This is a genomic window from Pseudarthrobacter sp. SORGH_AS 212 (genome assembly GCF_030818145.1).
In the GTDB taxonomy this organism is placed as follows: Bacteria; Actinomycetota; Actinomycetes; order Actinomycetales; family Micrococcaceae; genus Arthrobacter.
The window spans coordinates 3156495-3173203 of sequence record NZ_JAUTAA010000001.1; the positions used below are offsets into that span (position 1 = coordinate 3156495).

The 16709-nt window shown below is 63.4% G+C and carries 11 protein-coding genes; 7 read left to right on the forward strand and 4 right to left on the reverse strand.

From position 1 onward, the window contains the following. Position 1: 1 nt before the first annotated feature. The 3 genes from QE394_RS14440 to QE394_RS14450 all read right to left on the reverse strand — a co-directional run bounded on the left by QE394_RS14440 (position 2) and on the right by QE394_RS14450 (position 4259). Positions 2–1084, reverse strand: coding sequence for a putative glycoside hydrolase (locus QE394_RS14440; RefSeq protein WP_349034895.1), 1083 nt, complete (start codon positions 1082–1084; stop codon positions 2–4). Continuing rightward, positions 1081–2769, reverse strand: coding sequence for a GT4 family glycosyltransferase PelF (gene pelF, locus QE394_RS14445; RefSeq protein WP_349034896.1), 1689 nt, complete (start codon positions 2767–2769; stop codon positions 1081–1083). Before pelF ends, QE394_RS14440 begins: the two co-directional genes overlap by 4 nt. A 74-nt stretch (positions 2770–2843) precedes the next feature. Next, positions 2844–4259, reverse strand: a complete 1416-nt coding sequence (locus QE394_RS14450; protein ID WP_349034897.1) for a hypothetical protein — start codon at positions 4257–4259, stop codon at positions 2844–2846. Between the two features lie 829 nt (positions 4260–5088). Here QE394_RS14450 and galU point away from each other — a divergent pair. Further along, entirely contained in the window at positions 5089–5979 is an 891-nt protein-coding gene (gene galU / locus QE394_RS14455; RefSeq protein ID WP_349034898.1) for a UTP--glucose-1-phosphate uridylyltransferase GalU, read from the forward strand. Between the two features lie 171 nt (positions 5980–6150). Next, positions 6151–6972, forward strand: a complete 822-nt coding sequence (locus QE394_RS14460; protein WP_349034899.1) for a response regulator transcription factor — start codon at positions 6151–6153, stop codon at positions 6970–6972. Positions 6973–7000: 28 nt separating this feature from the next. Here QE394_RS14460 and QE394_RS14465 read toward each other — a convergent pair whose 3' ends face one another. Then, the gene (locus tag QE394_RS14465) at positions 7001–7459 is read right to left on the reverse strand and encodes a VOC family protein (protein ID WP_268156413.1); all 459 of its coding nucleotides are present in this window, start codon (positions 7457–7459) and stop codon (positions 7001–7003) included. 104 nt (positions 7460–7563) lie between these two features. Here QE394_RS14465 and QE394_RS14470 point away from each other — a divergent pair, with 104 nt between their 5' ends. The 5 genes from QE394_RS14470 to QE394_RS14490 all read left to right on the forward strand — a co-directional run bounded on the left by QE394_RS14470 (position 7564) and on the right by QE394_RS14490 (position 16360). After that, complete coding sequence (locus QE394_RS14470; RefSeq protein WP_349034900.1) at positions 7564–8553, forward strand: WYL domain-containing protein; 990 nt, start codon at positions 7564–7566, stop codon at positions 8551–8553. Between the two features lie 201 nt (positions 8554–8754). Beyond that, the gene (locus QE394_RS14475) at positions 8755–9984 is read left to right on the forward strand and encodes a thiamine pyrophosphate-dependent dehydrogenase E1 component subunit alpha (RefSeq protein WP_349034901.1); all 1230 of its coding nucleotides are present in this window, start codon (positions 8755–8757) and stop codon (positions 9982–9984) included. Then, the gene (locus QE394_RS14480; RefSeq protein ID WP_349034902.1) at positions 9981–11093 is read left to right on the forward strand and encodes a transketolase C-terminal domain-containing protein; all 1113 of its coding nucleotides are present in this window, start codon (positions 9981–9983) and stop codon (positions 11091–11093) included. Before QE394_RS14475 ends, QE394_RS14480 begins: the two co-directional genes overlap by 4 nt. Positions 11094–11098: 5 nt before the next feature. Further along, positions 11099–12574, forward strand: a complete 1476-nt coding sequence (locus QE394_RS14485; RefSeq protein ID WP_349034903.1) for a dihydrolipoamide acetyltransferase family protein — start codon at positions 11099–11101, stop codon at positions 12572–12574. A gap of 381 nt (positions 12575–12955) precedes the next feature. After that, entirely contained in the window at positions 12956–16360 is a 3405-nt protein-coding gene (locus QE394_RS14490; RefSeq protein ID WP_349034904.1) for a hypothetical protein, read from the forward strand. Positions 16361–16709 lie beyond the last annotated feature (349 nt).

Consider the following 16709-nt stretch of genomic DNA (forward strand, 5'->3'; position numbering starts at 1 on the left):
CCTAATTGTTCTGCCCTCGCTGATAAATGACGCCCCGCTGTGCCGGCAGGACCACTGATGACGGGGCCGGGTTTCCGGCAGCATCCGCCAGGCCGGCTGGCACTTTGACTTTCTGGCGGCGGCGGCCGTCCTGGTTGAAGTTCACGGCCGCCCAGCCGTTGCTGAATTCCCGGGACCAGACGTGGTTGCGGCCCTTGGGTTCTTCCGCCGGATTGCCCAGGCTCCAGTCGAGCTCAGGGATGTGTTGGGTGCGGCTGTAATCGTCATGGGCTGTTGCCGAATACGATCCGCGGCCGGCGCCGAAGATCCAGAAGGCCGCCAGCCCGTACGTGAAGTTGGGATGGGAGTCATCCCCGTCGGTCGGAACGCGCAGGATGGACAGGCCAGGCCCCGCGGCCTGGGAGAGCTGGGCCTCGGCGGTTTGGGGATCGAAAAGGTTCTTCGGTCCGTAACCCAGCCATACTTCTTCGAACCCGCCACCGTAGGCGGCGTGCGAGGCCCAACGCCCGGGCCGCCGTCGTGATTCCGCAATGTTGGGGACGAGGATCCTGCCGACGCCGTTCAGGGACCGGCCGGCGGCGTGCACCAGCAGATCCAGCCCGTCGCGGAGGTCGGCCATGGACGAGGCTTCCCGGATGGGAAGGTTCAGCTGGTAGTAATCCTCGAAGACGTCGTTATCCGCCATCACCCCGTCGAAGGACGAATCCGCTAGCTCAGCGGTGACATTCCGGACCCAGCGCTCGCGATACCCGGGGTCCCGGACGTTCATCTGCCAGTGCCCGCCGTACCCGTTCCACTGGATGCGGGAACCGTCCAGCCGGGTGGCGAACCAGTTCCCGCCCTGGTCCTCGGCCTCCTGATGGCTGACACCGGAGCTGTACACCGGGCCGGGCTCGTAGTCCCGGGTGGAGGACAGGCACTTGTAGCACAGGACTGTCATATCCCGGCGGCGCCGCTTCAGCTCCGCTGCTGCGTCCGTCTCCCAGGGCTGCAGGATGGCGGAACGGTAGTGCTCGGCTGCGAAGGACAGCTGGTCCGGGGTGATCGGATCGCCGTATCTGATCCAGGCGCCAACACCGCTCACAGTTCTGCCGGGACCTTTTCGTCCATGAACTCAGCCATTTCGTCCGCGACCGGGAGATCGCCCAGGGCGCGGTAGATCTGGTTGTACGAGGACATGACCTCGTGCATCTGGAAGAGCTCCTGGACCCGGGTGCGGGCGTTGGCTGCATAGGCCGCGTACTCATCCAGGTTGCCGATCACGGCCTGGATCCCGTCGGCCATCTGGTGGACATCGCCAGGGGTGACGGTTTCGCCGCAGGGGCCGATGGTGCGCCCGTCCGGCGTGATGAGGTTGTCCGCGATCTGCTGGGCAACGCCTCCCACGTCCGAACCAACGGTGGGGATACCGGCTGCCATGGCCTCGAGGATAACGATGGGCTGGCCCTCGTTGTAGCTGGGCAGGACCAGGAGGTCGAACTGGTCCAGCATGTCCCGCACGTGGACCGTGCCGTGGATGGTGACGTGGTCAGTGAGGCCCAGGGCCTCGATCTTTGCGAGGCATGCCTCGTAGTATTCGGGCACGTGCTCGGTGGGGCCCAGGACATCCAAGTGGATGTTGGGGTAGCCGCGGTCCCTCAGGATTTCGAGGCTGGAAAGCAGGTCAAGGAGTCCCTTGATGGGTACCACGCGGGCGATGTAGACGAGGTGCCAGACGTAGTCCGAACCTTCCTTTTCCATCGTTGCCAGCGCCTGCTGCCGGGCACGGTACTTGTCATCGAACTCTTCGATGACCATGCCGTTGGGCACCACCACCGACTTGTCGATGTCGGTGCCCAGGCGGGCAGCTTCGGTGATGGCGCTGGGGTACAGGTAGGTGATCAGACGGGCACTGGGGTAGCAGAAACGGCCCATTTCGGTCCACCACGCCATCCAGGCGCGCTGGTCAGGGGTCACGTCGAAGGTGCGGTAATCGTCCTCCGTGATGGACAGCGCCATGTTGCGGTCCAGCAGGGTGTTGACCGTGTCGCGGACGTAGAGGTTGTGCTCGGTCAGCAGGAACGACGTGTCGTGGTCACGTGCTGCGGCTGCGCCCAGCAGTGAGGCATACCCGGTTGTGTGGGCGTGGTAGACGCTGGCACGGGGCATCGTCTCGCCGAGGACGGCATATGCCAGGGAGAAGAAGTTCCGCAGGGTCCAGAAGGAGTTGGACAGGGAAAGGTTCAGCTGTGGCATCCGCACCTGCAATGCCTGCATGAACTCCCTGGAGCCCAGGAGGGCCCAGAGGGGGTACTGCCGGGTCCGTTCGTTCATGCCTTCATCGATCAGCTTCCACAGCCCGTCAACGTCGCCGTATTCGGAGAGCGCATAAAGCGAATCAAATAGCCGGTGGGAGAGCTGCTCGCGCTGCTGGGGGGTCATGCCCAGGTCCTTGGCAGATACCGCAAGGAAATCCTGCCGGTGTTCTTCCATGCTGAGGAACACGGTGCGGACCCACCGGACATTGGCGGGCATGCCGTAGAGGTCCGTCAGCGGGGAGTTTGAGTCCCAGGTGATGTGGATGATGCCGTAGCTCAGGTCAGGGTTGTGGGTCACGATGTCGTGGACCACTGCGGACACCCCGCCTTTGAGGAACGGGTAAGTGGACTCCATGACGATGGCTACGTCAACGTCTTCGTACTCAGGCTCCGCAGCCGTGGCAGGCCGGGAGGTCCGCAGTGGCAGGATGTCCTTGGGCAGGGTGTCTGGGCTTATCAGTGTCGAGTACAAAATGTTCCCCTTATGCGTTCAAGAAGTCAGGCGTGGTGTTGTGATGAAGCTATGGCCGGTGACCGGGCGGGCAGTTACCAGCTGGTGGCGTGACGCCAGAAGAGCGTGTATTCCGGCTGGCTCCAGTGGTGCTTGTAGAACATCCAGGCGATGGCGATGAGGATGAAGTCCACGGCTCCCAGCAGCAGGTAGCTTCCGGCCGCGCCGGCCAGGGGGCCGAACAGTCCGCCGGCAATGAACGCGAGGACACAGACAGCCAGGTGAACGGCACCAATAAGCTGCGGTGTCACTTTTTCGCCAATGAAGTCAAGCTCGTAGCTCAAAAGGGTGAGGACCATGAAGCCCCAGGATGCCGCTGCAGCTGCCACCGCCAGCACTGTCTGCGCCGGATCGACGCCGGCCATCACCAGTGCGACGGTCAGCGTCAACAGCGCGGCGATGGCGCCGGTGAGCAGCACGGACCTGTCAACCACCCGGGTGAGCCGGCGTGAGCTGCCCTTGAGCGCGCTGATGGGTGCCTCGGCGATGTCCTTGTGGAGCCGGCCCAGGGCCTTGTCCACGGTGGGGGCCAGCTGGACGAAGTAGAAGTTGTACGCCACTACGGCGGGCAGCATTGCGGCGAAGACAGCGACGACGTTGAAGTCGCCCTTGGTCACGGCGAACAGGGCGAACTTGTCAGCCCACAGGACGGCTCCCATGAAGATGCCGCGGACCAGGTCCTGGCCCACTACGCGCATGCTGAGGCGCTGGATGAAGCCCAGGTGGCGGAGTCCGCTGCGCATGGCCACGATCTGGGTGACGGTGCCCACCAGCGGCGGGAGCCACCACGTGGTGGGCGATACAAAGAGCGCGGCAGCGTAGCCGGACCAGGCCAAGGCCCACAGGCCTCGGCGGTTGGCCACGTTGGCCAGGACCAGCGACTGAACGAAGAGAAGATGCAGCACGCACAGGATCACGTAGTGCAGGATGACCGATGCTGACCATCCGGTGGCCAACCACATGGGAACGGCGAAGGCGGCGATCAGTGGAAGTGTCTGCAGGAAGATGGTGGGCCAGTACTGGCAGAACCGCCGGGTGATGGCGGCCAGATCCTGCCCTGCCATGAGGTCACCCAGGACCCGGTAGATGGGGAGGCAGGCTGCCTGCGCCATCCACGGCACGGTGATGGAGGATGCCAGCACCACCAGGGTCAGCGGCACCCCGTCCACGTCCACCGCTGCCATGGTGGGGCTGACCACCGGGTAGACGATGTTCAGCAGAAGCACGGGGGACAAGTACAGGAGCAGCTGGGCGCCCAGACGCTCGGTGGCACGCTGATTGCCGAAGCGGTCCCGCCCTGCGATGCCCGGCCTGAGGATCAGGGCAAGGGCCAGGAGCATGGGAAGGACGGCTGCCACGAAGACGGGCAGCTGGTAACCGGTGGAAAAGAACTGGACGGCGAAGGGTACGCAAGCCGACAACACCAGTCCCGCGAGAATGATCATGGACATTTGACGTGCATACGTATCTTGCAGCAGGGACTTCAAAAGATGTGGTTCTTTCCTCTAGGTCTAACTGGGATGGCCTGGGGCCACGGCGGCGGGCCGCAGCGGAACCGCAGCCTGTTGTTTCAGGGCATGAAAATGCCTGCCGGTCTGTCTTCGATGACAGGCCCGGCAGGCGGTGGATGATCCAACTGACAGTCGACGTGGAAGTCGGACAGGTGACGGAGCCGACGACGGACTGGGGGGCCAACCCGGTCTCAGGGAGTTGGCTACCGCCGTCGGCTCCAGCAGGAGCCCGGCCCCTGCGGAGGAGGCCGGAAATTTGGACAATTCCAATTACACAGGCAAACGCAATAAATCTGCACGGGTAGCGGGTACTCTATTTTCAAAATGGCACTACTTGGTTCCCTAAAAACCCAGCAAACCAGCTAATTCTCAGATTTTTCTGGGATGCGGCTCAAGACTTGGTAAACGTGTGGACTACTTCTCAGGATTTCCTCAGTAACCTGACGGTTTTCGCCGCATGAGTGCATTACCGCAGGTCAGGCCGTCTCGACGCAGGTGAGAGCGGCTGCGCTAGCGCGCGAACCGTACGGCATGGCGAACATGTTACTGCTTTTATGACTACATTTTTCCGTGTGATTAAGGTCTCGTGAAAGGCGGCTGGTGAATGAGTGGAAAGCGTTTCCTCATTGAAATATGCCGTCTGACAAGCAAAAATCCACCGACTTTAGTAGCTTGGCGGGTTAGAGAAAGAGGCAAATGTGAAGATTGTCATTTTGCTGGCCACTAATTCGCTTTGCCGTCTTGCCGGGCGCGTTTATAGGGTTCTCCCATGACTAAGGGAAGATCTGTGACCAAAGCCGTCATTCCTGCTGCCGGATTGGGAACTCGCTTCCTGCCCGCCACCAAGGCAATGCCGAAGGAGATGCTGCCGGTGGTTGACCGCCCGGCCATCCAGTATGTGGTGGAAGAAGCCATCAAGTCCGGTTTGGACGACGTCCTGATGATTACGGGCCGCAGCAAGCGTGCCCTGGAAGACCACTTTGACCGCGCCCCTGGATTGGAGCGCCTGCTGGAGCAGAAGGGCGATAAGGACCGGCTGCAGTCCATCCAGGATGCGTCCGAACTGGGCCCGATTCACTATGTCCGTCAGGGTGAGGCGAAGGGACTTGGCCACGCTGTGTTGTGCGCCAAGCAGCACGTTGGCGATGAGCCGTTCGCGGTGCTGCTGGGTGATGACCTCATTGATGAGGCTGAGAACCTGCTGAGCACCATGATCGATGTGCAGCAGAAGACCGGGGGATCTGTCATCGCCCTGATCGAAGTGGAACCGTCTCAAATCAGCGCCTACGGCTGCGCCGACATCACGGCCGTTGAGGGCGAGGACTACGTCCGCGTCAACAGCCTGGTGGAGAAGCCCGCTGTGGAGGAAGCGCCGTCGAACCTCGCCGTCATCGGACGCTATGTGCTGCACCCGTCCGTGTTCGGTGTGCTGGAGAACACCCCGCCGGGCCGGGGTAATGAAATCCAGCTCACCGACGCCCTGCAGTCCCTTGCTGCGGGCGACAGTGAAGGGGCCGGGGTTTATGGCGTGGTGTTCAAGGGCCGTCGCTTCGATACCGGAGACAAACTCAGCTACCTCAAAGCCGTCATCACCCTCGCGTCCGAGCGCGTCGAATTCGGCGAAGACCTGAAGGCCTGGATGAAGGACTTCATCAACTAAGCATCATTAACCCGGTCCATCCACGCACAGCGCGGCGCCGAATACCTGAAGAAGGAAGCAGGAGTAGGCAGCCGCGCTGTGGTGCGCGGATGGTCAGGTAAGCAGTAAGGGCCACTGGGGAGGGCATGCCGGATCAGACCATTGCCGGAGCTCCGCGACGTAAGGAGATTTATGGGGCAGCGCGGCGTGGCGGTGGTGATTGAGGATGAAGCCACCAACAGGATGGCCCTGACCGACCTGTTGAAACAGTCAGGGTTCTCCGTTCATCCGGCGGCAACGGCCTCCGAAGGGCTTGCCAAGGTGACTGAGCACCAGCCCGACCTGGTCACCGTGGACATCGGCCTCCCGGACTTTGACGGGATCGAGGTGTCCCGGCGCATCCGCACCTTCAGCGACGCCTACGTCATCATCGTCAGCGCCCGGTCCGAGGAGGCGGATGCGCTCCTTGGGTTCGAGGCAGGCGCTGACGACTACCTGGTCAAGCCCTTCCGGGCCCGCGAGTTCAAAGCCCGCGTGCGGGCAATGTTCCGGCGGCCCCGGACCCTGGAAGGTCCAGCCGCAGCCCACCAGAACCACGGAACCCCCGACGCCGGCCCTGACGAAGCAATCCACCTGCGTCCCGCCGTCGGCCATTCTTTAGAACCATCAACGCACGCTGCTGAGCAGAGACAAATCGATTTTTCGCATCGAGGGCTCACCCTGCATGAAGGATCCCGGCAGGCCGCCGTTGATGGACGGTCCGTGATCCTGACGCGGAGCCAATTCGATATCCTCCTGGCCCTCATGGAAAACGGGCGAACCATCCAGACGAAGGCGGACCTGGTCCACCGGCTCCGCAACGAGCCGTACAACACCGGAGGCTTCGTCAGTGCCAAGGAAGAGCGCGCCGTGGAGGTCCAGGTCAGCAACCTCCGCAAGCGCCTCGGCGAGACGCCGCGGAGGCCGCGGTGGATCGAGACGGTCCACGGGGTGGGCTACCGCATGACGCCCTAGCGACACCACCCCTTCGAGACGTGCCCTCTTAGCGGCTTGGTGCGCCGGAGACGCTGGCACTCCAGGTCACGCCGAACCGGTCCGTGAGCATGCCGAACCCGGGGCTCCATGCCGAGGCAGCCAGCGGCTCTACGATGACGGCGTCCGCAGCCAGATTGTCCCAGTACCCCTGCAGCTCGTCCAGGCTTTCGGACTCTATGGAGACGAACAGGGCCTGCTCTGTAACCGTGGTGTTGTTCTCGCGCCGGGTGGACCCGCCGCCGGCAAGGGAGCCCCCGCTCTGACCGGGAATGTCGTATCCCATCACTCGGAAGCCGTTCTCCGAGGTGACCAGCCCGAACACCACGTTGTCGGCACCCGGCAGCCCCGCCGGCATGCCGAAATCAGCGTAGGTGTTCAGGACCGTGTGGCCGCCGAACACGGACTGGTAGAACTCCAAGGCCTGGCGGGCGTCGCCGCGGAAGTTGAGATGGGTGGTTGTCTGCATGCTGGTTGTACTCCTCTGTGGTTGCGGCCTGCTCAGGCCGATGAACCCAGCATGGCAAGGGTGCAGGTCAGTTTCTGTCCGGGACTGAAGCGTAGGGTGATGTCATGTCCACTTCCTCGCGGCTGCTAAGTCTGTTGTCCCTGCTGCAGACCCGCCGGGACTGGCCGGGAACCGTGCTGGCCACCCGCCTGAAGATCAGCGATCGGACCGTACGCCGTGACATCGACCGGCTGCGGGAGATGGGATACAGCATCCAGACCACCATGGGCCCCCACGGCGGGTACCGGCTGGATGCCGGAAGCGAGCTGCCGCCGCTGCTCTTCGACGACGAACAGGCGCTCGCCGTCGCCATCGCCCTGCAGACGGCCCCCGCCATGGGCGCCGGAATCGAAGAAGCCGCCATCCGCGCCCTGGGCACCATCCGCCAGATCATTCCCTCACGGCTCCGGCACCGCCTCGACGCGCTTAAGGTGACCGCCATCGGCCCATCGGCCAATGGCGTTCCCAGGAACATCTCGCTGGACATCCTGGTTGTCCTGGCAAACACCATCCGCGACAGGCAGACCCTCCGGTTCGACTACGCGCACGTTGGCGCAACCATCACGGTGGACCCGGGGCCAGCCCCACCCCGCCGTGTTGAGCCGCATCACCTGTTTACCGCCCGAGGGCGGTGGTACCTCATGGGGTGGGACCTGGGCCGGGACGACTGGCGCCTTTTCCGGGTGGACCGCATCCAGCCACGCACCCCGCCCGGGCCCCGCTTCACTCCGCGCACTCTTCCCGGCGGCGACCTCAGGGACTTCGTCTCCGCCCGCTTCAAAGGATCCAGCGCAAACCAGTGGCCATGCACGGGAACAGTGATCCTGCACCTGCCAGCGGACCGCGTCCTCCCGTTCGCCGGCGACGGAACAGTCACCGCCATTGACGGACACACCTGCAGCCTTGAATCAGGTGCCTGGTCCTGGGCGGCGCTGGCCGCCACGATTGGACGGTTCGACGCACCCATGGAGGTGGTGGGGCCGCCTGAGCTGGCTTCTGCGTTCGCCATCCTTGCCGAGCGCTTCGCAACTACAGGCCAGAGCGCCCCTGCGTAATCCTGCATGAAGGAAGTGCCCCAATCGACCGGGCGCCGCCATTTCGTCCACAACCCCTCCCGTAAGCCAGCTCACATTTACAGATCGTCTCCCATTTCACCCCTCGAGAAGCATCTTCTCCACGATTCCCGCAGGTGCTGGATACGAAACCTGCCGCAGGTCAATACTTGGAAGGAATAGTGGCAACAGAAGGACGGACCAATGACGATCTCCGCGAACCACACGGCCCCGGAAACCGCCCGTAACACCGGGCCGGACAACGCCCTCTCCGAGGCAGTCAAGAAGTTCGGCATCACCGCCGAGGACTACATGCTGCCCGCCCGGCATCAGATTCAGATGGTGGACCCGGACGGCCGGCTCAAGGACAAAGGTGAGCAGGGCACCGAACCCGGCCACGAATATCCCGTGCCCGGCGATACAGAACTGCTGGCAGCGTACGAAAAGCTCGTCGTCGGCCGCCGCGTCAACGACCAGAACTCCGCCCTGGTCCGGCAGGGCCGCATGGCTGTCTACCCATCCAGCCACGGCCAGGAGGCGTGCCAGGTGGCCGCCGCCCTGTGCCTCGCGGACGGCGACTGGATGTTCCCCACCTACCGCGACGCCGTGGCCGTGATGACCCGCGGCGTGGACCCCGTCCAGGTGATGACCATCTTCCGCGGCGACTGGCACGGCGGCTACGATCCTCTCCAGTACAAGGTGGGCATCCAGTCCACCCCGCTGACCACGCAGCTGCTGCACGCCGTCGGCGTCGCCCATGCCGCGAAGCTGCGCGGCGAGGACACCGTGGTGCTGGCCATGTGCGGCGACGGCGCCACCAGCGAAGGCGACTTCCACGAGGCCCTCAACTTCGCCGCCGTCTTCCACCTGCCCGTCATCTTCTTCGTCCAGAACAACAAGTACGCCATCTCGGTGCCGCTGGCGCACCAGTCCGTGGCGCCGTCGCTCGCGCACAAAGCCGTGGGATACGGCATGGCCGGCGAACGCGTGGACGGCAACGACGTGGTGGCGCTCCTCGCCGTCCTGGACCGCGCCGTTGCGCTGTGCCGCGACGGCTCCGGCCCGCTGCTGGTGGAAGCCAACACCTACCGCATGCAGGCCCACACCAACGCCGACGACGACACCCGCTACCGGGAAAGCGCCGAGGTTGCCGAGTGGCGGGCCAAGGACCCGGTGAACCGGATGCGGACGTACCTCACCGGCCAGGGGATTTTGGACGACGACGGCGAGGCCCGGATCCGCGCGAAGGCGGAAGCGGTTGCCGCGCAGCTGCGCGAGGGCCTCAGCGAGGATGTGCCCGTGGACCCGCAGGAACTCTTCCGCCACGTGTTCGCCCGGCAGACGCCGCAGCTGAAGGAACAGTCCGAAATGCTCGCCGACGAACTCGCCCGCGACGCTGCATCCACAACTGACTCGAAGGAGGCCGGCAAGTGAGTCCCACCATCACCACCTCGTCCGAGGCCAACGGCAACGTTTCCGCCGCCACCGCCCGGGCCGCAGCCTCCGCCGCGGCAACCGCCGAAGCCACGGGCCCGCAGCCGGTCACCATGGCCAAGGCACTGAACACCGCGCTGGCCGACGCCATGCACGCCGATTCGTCAGTCCTGATGTTCGGCGAGGACGTGGGCATGCTGGGCGGCGTCTTCCGCATCACCGACGGCCTCACCGCCACGTTCGGCGAGCAGCGCTGCTTCGACACCCCGCTGGCCGAATCCGGCATCGTGGGCATGGCGGTGGGCATGGCCATCAACGGGATGCGCCCGGTGATCGAGATGCAGTTCGATGCGTTCGCCTACCCGGCGTTCGAGCAGATCGTCAGTCACGTGGCCAAGATGCACAACCGCACCCGCGGGACCGTGAAGCTGCCCCTGGTAATCCGCATCCCGTACGGCGGGGGCATCGGCGGCGTGGAACACCACTGCGATTCGTCCGAGGCCTATTACGCCCACACCGCCGGCCTGAAGGTCTACACCCCCGCCACCGTGGCCGATGGCTACCGGATGCTCCGCGAAGCCATCGACTCGGACGATCCCGTGGTCTTCATGGAGCCCAAGAAGATGTACTGGACCAAGGACTCCGTGGACCTTGGCGAGCTGCGCCGCCTTCATGAGCAAGGCGCGACGGCGGGACTCGGCTCCGAGGGGAGGGCCGCCGTCGCGCGTCCCGGCACCGACGCGACGCTGATTGCGTACGGCCCATCCGTGCCCACCGCTTTGGCGGCGGCCGAAGCCGCCGCGCTGGAGGGGCGCTCGCTGGAAGTGATCGACGTCCGGACCATTGTGCCGTTCGACGATGCGACTGTGTGCGAGTCGGTGCGCAAGACCGGCCGGGCCGTGGTGATCGCCGAGGCGCACGGGTTCGCGTCCGTGGCCTCCGAGATCGTGGCCCGGGTGCAGGAGCGCTGCTTCCACCACCTGGCCGCGCCCATCCGGCGCGTCACCGGATTCGACGTGCCGTACCCGGCGCCCAAACTCGAGAAGTATTACCTGCCCGGCGTGGACCGTATCCTCGACGCCGTTGACGACCTGCAGTGGGAGAACTGATTTCTATGAGCGAGACGCGAGTGTTCCTGCTGCCGGACCTGGGCGAAGGGCTGACCGAGGCCGAGCTGGTGTCCTGGCACGTTGCTGTTGGCGATTCGATTGAGGTGGACCAGCCCATCGCCGAGGTGGAGACGGCAAAGTCAGCTGTTGAGGTGCCGTCCCCCTATGCCGGGATCGTGGCCGAGCTGCATGGCAAGCCGGGGGAGACCCTGGACGTGGGGAAGCCGCTGATTTCGGTGACGCCTGTTTCCTCTGGTGCTGGGGTCGCCACGGATGATGCCGCCCCCGCAGAGCCGGCGCAGCCCGCCGTCGTACCCGCAGAAACTGAGCTTGCCGAACCCAAACCCGCCAACGCGGAAGCCGAGGCATACCGCGAGGAGGAAAAGGCCGGATCCGGGAACGTCCTGATCGGCTACGGAACCCCGGGCGGGCACGCTGCTGCCAAACGGACGCGGCTGCCGAAAGCTTCCGTCTCCGTTCTTGAGCCGGCCGAAACGCAGCCTGCGGACAAGGCCGCTGACGACCTCACCCTCTTGCGCACCCGCGTCCCCGGCAAGCTGGGGGCCGTCATTTCCCCACTGGTCCGGCGGATGGCCCGCGAGCATGGCGTGGACCTGGGGGTGCTGCACGGCTCGGGGGAGAGCGGCCTGATCATGCGCCGCGACGTGGAGAAGGCCATCAGCGCTCCGGTGGCTGAGCCTGCCGAAACCAAGCCCGCACCGGTGGTTGAGCCTGCCGAAACCAAAGAAACCCAGGGCCGTGATGCCCGCACGGGGCTCGCGATCTCCTCCCGCACGCCGGTTCGGGGAGTCCGGAAGGCCGTGGCCGCCACCATGTCCCGCAGTCGGTCGGAGATACCGGAAGCCACGGTGTGGGTGGACGTGGACGCCACCGGGCTGATGGAACTTCGGGAAAGCATGAAGGCTGGCGGGGCCGCGGTTCCGGGTCTGCTGGCGTTCATCGCGCGTTTTGTCACAGCCGGGCTAAAAAAGTACCCGGAGCTGAACACCCGGATTGAGTCTGCTGAGGACGGCTCGCAGGAGATCGTCGGGTTCGACGGCGTCAACCTGGGCATCGCCGCCCAGACGGACCGGGGCCTGGTTGTTCCATCCGTGCGCTCGGCGGAGAAGCTGAGCGCCCGCGAGCTGGACGCGGAGATCCGCCGGCTGACCGACGTCGCACGCGAAGGCAAGGCGACCCCCACGGAACTGGGCAGCGGCACCTTCACGCTCAACAATTACGGTGTGTTCGGCGTGGACGGCTCGGCGGCGATCATCAACCACCCCGAGGTGGCGATCCTGGGCGTGGGCCGGATCATCGACAAGCCCTGGGTGGTCAACGGCGAGCTGGCAGTCCGCAAGGTGACAGAGCTGACTCTGACCTTCGACCACCGCGTCTGCGACGGCGGCACAGCGGCAGGCTTCCTCCGCTTCGTGGCCGACGCGATCGAAAACCCCACCACCCTCCTCGCCGACATCTAACCCCCACCGACGCGCGCTCACTTGTGGTGGTGTTTTCCCAAACGTCCGCTCAGTTGTGGTGGTCTTCCCGTACACGCATATCCGCGGCCGACCCTCACATGCGATGGCGCTGCGTACGTCGAAAACGAACGTACGCATCGACAGCCGTGGCCACCCCAGCGGCCACTCCCGCCGCGCGCTCTTGTCACACCTGATGCGATGCGCCTAAGTAACCCTGTCAGCCCTTCCAGAGCGGTGTTATCCGTGTGCGGAAATACGGATATGATTCGAAGGTTTGTGTAGAAATTCTGAATAACGGGGACAACTTTGAGGAAAACCCTGCGCCGTATGTTGGCGTCATTTTTGGCAATCATTTTGGTTTTCCTTGGGGCCAATTCAGCAATGGCTTTGGCCGACATGACTCCTCCTGTGTTGTCGTCGGTGTCGTTGCTGTCGAAGAAGACGGTGACTGTTGGTGATCGGGTTCGGATCGCGTGGAGCGCCACGGATGCCAGCGATGTTGAGGGCGTGGTCTTCTGGGTATACGCGCCTGACGGGCGCATTAAGCATGTCAAAATCACTACTGGTCACACGAAGGTGGGGGACACGTCTTCCGGAGTGATGTATTCCGACGTCATTGATAGTTTGACGTGGCCTGTTGGTGAGTACCGCGTCGACTTCGCACAGTTTTCTGATGCGGCGGACAATTTTGCTGACACCCGTGAGGGCAATGCCCTTGCGGAGGGAGTTGATCTAAGTTCTCTCAGCTTCACAGTCGTGGGTACAGAGGCTGATTCAACTCCTCCTGTGTTGTCGTCGGTGTCGTTGCTGTCGAAGAAGACGGTGACTGTTGGTGATCGGGTTCGGATCGCGTGGAGCGCCACGGATGCCAGCGATGTTGAGGGCGTGGTCTTCTGGGTATACGCGCCCGACGGGCGCATTAAGCATGTCAAAATCACTACTGGTCACACGAAGGTGGGGGACACGTCTTCCGGAGTGATGTATTCCGACGTCATTGATAGTTTGACGTGGCCTGTTGGTGAGTACCGCGTCGACTTCGCACAGTTTTCTGATGCGGCGGACAATTTTGCTGACACCCGTGAGGGCAATGCCCTTGGGGAGGGAGTTGATCTAAGTTCTCTCAGCTTCACAGTCGTGGGTACAGAGGCTGATTCAACTCCTCCTGTGTTGTCGTCGGTGTCGTTGCTGTCGAAGAAGACGGTGACTGTTGGTGATCGGGTTCGGATCGCGTGGAGCGCCACGGATGCCAGCGATGTTGAGGGCGTGATCTTCTGGGCGATCGGCCCCGGCGGCCGTATCAAGCACGTGTACATAACTACCGGGCATACGAAGAGTGGTGATTCGTCTTCTGGGGTGATGTATTCGGATGTCATTGATAGTTTGACGTGGCCTGCGGGGGAGTACCGTGTTGATTTTGCGCAGTTTTCTGATGCGGCGGATAACTTTGCTGACACCCGTGAGGGCAATGCCCTTGGGGAGGGAGTTGATTTAAGCTCCCTTAGCTTCACAGTTGTGGAGCCGCCGAAAGCTGTGCCTCCGAATGCGGTGACGTTCGTTGATGAGGACGGCACGGCGAAGGATTCGTTCACGGTCCCAACCACGGAGGGTGTGGAGTACCTGGTCGGTGGCAAGGTGACGGCTGCCGGGACGTACCCGGGGTCGGGGACGGTCACGGTGAAGGCTCGCGCGTTGGAGGACTACGTCCTGGCTGAGGGTGCAGTGGCTGAGTGGTCGCATGAGTTCAGGGCGACGCCGTACGTGGTGTCGCCGGCTTCGGTGACGTTCGTTGATGAGGACGGCACGGCGAATGACGCGTTTACCGTCCCGCTCACCAAGGGTGTTCAGTATCTGGTGGGGGATGCTGTCAAGGCGGCGGGAACTTACCCGGGCTCCGGGGCTGTGACCGTCAAGGCTCGGGCTGTCACAGACTATGTCCTTGCCGACGGGGCAACATCGGAGTGGTCGCATGAGTTCAAGGCGACGCCGTATCCGGCAACGCCGGCAGCAGTAACTTTTACTGACGAGGACGGCACTGCGGAGGACACCTTCACGATCCCAGCGATAGAGGGCGTTGAGTACCTTATTGGCGACGCAGTGAAAGCAGCGGGAATCTACCCGGGCTCCGGGACTGTGACTGTGAAGGCGCGGGCTGCGGCAGACTACGTACTGGCCGATGGGGCGACTGCGGGTTGGTCGCATGAGTTCAAGGCAACGCCATATCAGGTGACGCCGGCTAATGCGACGTTCGTTGATGAGGACGGCACCGCGAAAGACACCTTCACCGTCCCATCCACAACGGGTGTTGAGTACCTGGTGGGGGACGCCGTGAAGACCGCGGGAACGTACCCGGGCTCCGGGACTGTGACTGTGAAGGCGCGCGCCAAGGCTGAATACATTCTCGCCTCGAATGCGAAAGCGGAGTGGTCGCACGTATTCAAGTCGACTCCGTATCCGGTTACTCCAGCGGCTGTAACGTTCACTGACAAGGCCGGCACCTCGGAGGACACATTTACGATCCCGACCAAGGCGGGCGTCGAATATGTGGTCGGCGACCTCGTGAAGGCCGCGGGCACCTATCCCGCGTCTGGGACTGTGTCCGTCAGGGCTAGGGCCACCACTGATTACGTCTTGGCCGCGGGCGCAGCAGTTGAGTGGTCCCAGACCTTCTCCAGCAAACATCCAGCAGTCCCTGGATCCATGATTCCCGTGGCGCCCTTCCGTGCTCTGGATACGCGTAACTCGGCCACCGTCCAGCCTGACGGCACAGTTTCATTCCAGGTGGCCGGAGTTGGGGGCGTTCCTTCGGGAGTGTCAGCAGTGGTGTTCAACATGACGGTTGCAGACGCGAAGTCCTTTGGTTTTGTGACTGCTTATGCTTCAGGCTCTGATCGTCCCGACGCTTCTAATCTCAACTTCGACAAGGGCCAGATTGTCGCCAACTCCGTCACGGTCCCGGTCGGGGCGGACGGAAAAGTGACTCTGTTCAACCGCTCCGCGGGCGCCACTCATCTTTTGGCGGACGTCTCCGGCTACTACCTTCCCGGGACGCCGACGGCGGCTGGCGCCTTCGCGTCGATTTCACCTAGCCGATTCTTGGACACAAGAAAAAGCGCGGCAGTGGCTTCCGACGGAGCGGTTTCGTTCCAAGTAGCTGGTGTCGGCGGCGTACCAGCCGGAGTCTCGGCGGTAGTTATGAACCTTACGGTGGCGGAGGCGAAAGCCAATGGGTTCATCACCGCCTACCCGGCAGGGACTGACCGGCCGAACGCCTCAAATGTGAACTTCGACAGGGGTCAGATTATCCCCAACGCCGTCACCGTTCCTGTCGGGGCGGACGGAAAAGTGACTCTGTTCAACCGCTCAGGAGGATCCACCCACCTATTGGCGGATGTCTCGGGCTACTACCTGGCGGGTACGCCGACGGCTGCCGGCACGTTTAAGGCTGTTGCGCCTACCCGCTTCCTGGATACGCGAAATTCCGCCCCCGCGCGCGCAGACGGCTCGGTTTCATTCCAAGTGGGCGGTGCCAACGGAGTTCCAGCCGATGCGTCTGCTGTGGTCTTCAACCTGACGGTTGCCGATGCGGCGTCGTTCGGCTTCGTTACGGCGCACGCCTCAGGCACCAACCGGCCGAACGCATCCAATGTGAATTTCGACGCCCGGCAGATCGTGCCGAACCTCGTGGTTTCGCCGGTGGGCGGCGACGGGAAGGTCAGCCTGTTCAACCGTTCAGCTGGTACAACCCATCTCGTGGCGGACGTTTCCGGCTACTTCCTCGCTGGCTAGCTCGAGAGTGCGGCGTACGACTGCGCCTCCGTGCAGTAGTCGTAAGTCTCACGTTCAATGTGACGGAGAGTGTCGACGCGCTTAGGTATTTGCGACGTTCCTGAACGATGGCGCTGCCCCTATCCGGGTAGCGCCATCGCTTACGCCCGACGAAACCTAGATGAACTTTTTCCTGCCGAACCCTTTACGCCCGGGCGGCAACCGTTTTAGAGTCGGTTCTGTCATAGTCCGGATGGACGCCAGAGGCGTTCGGGGAGGGGGAGTGCATCACCGCTGACCGTAATCTGAAGACAAATGATCACTACGTTGAAGGCCCCTCCTAGGAGGGGCCTTCCCCTTGTCCGGCGAC

Excerpts from the sequence above, each read along its gene's own strand:
- QE394_RS14485 (WP_349034903.1), top strand. The coding sequence starts at position 11,099 with ATGAGCGAGACGCGAGTGTTCCTGCTGCCGGACCTGGGCGAAGGGCTG.
- QE394_RS14450 (WP_349034897.1), bottom strand. The coding sequence starts at position 4,259 with ATGTCCATGATCATTCTCGCGGGACTGGTGTTGTCGGCTTGCGTACCC.
- QE394_RS14490 (WP_349034904.1), top strand. The coding sequence starts at position 12,956 with ATGGCTTTGGCCGACATGACTCCTCCTGTGTTGTCGTCGGTGTCGTTG.
- QE394_RS14460 (WP_349034899.1), top strand. The coding sequence starts at position 6,151 with ATGGGGCAGCGCGGCGTGGCGGTGGTGATTGAGGATGAAGCCACCAAC.
- galU (WP_349034898.1), top strand. The coding sequence starts at position 5,089 with ATGACTAAGGGAAGATCTGTGACCAAAGCCGTCATTCCTGCTGCCGGA.
- QE394_RS14475 (WP_349034901.1), top strand. The coding sequence starts at position 8,755 with ATGACGATCTCCGCGAACCACACGGCCCCGGAAACCGCCCGTAACACC.
- QE394_RS14465 (WP_268156413.1), bottom strand. The coding sequence starts at position 7,459 with ATGCAGACAACCACCCATCTCAACTTCCGCGGCGACGCCCGCCAGGCC.
- QE394_RS14470 (WP_349034900.1), top strand. The coding sequence starts at position 7,564 with ATGTCCACTTCCTCGCGGCTGCTAAGTCTGTTGTCCCTGCTGCAGACC.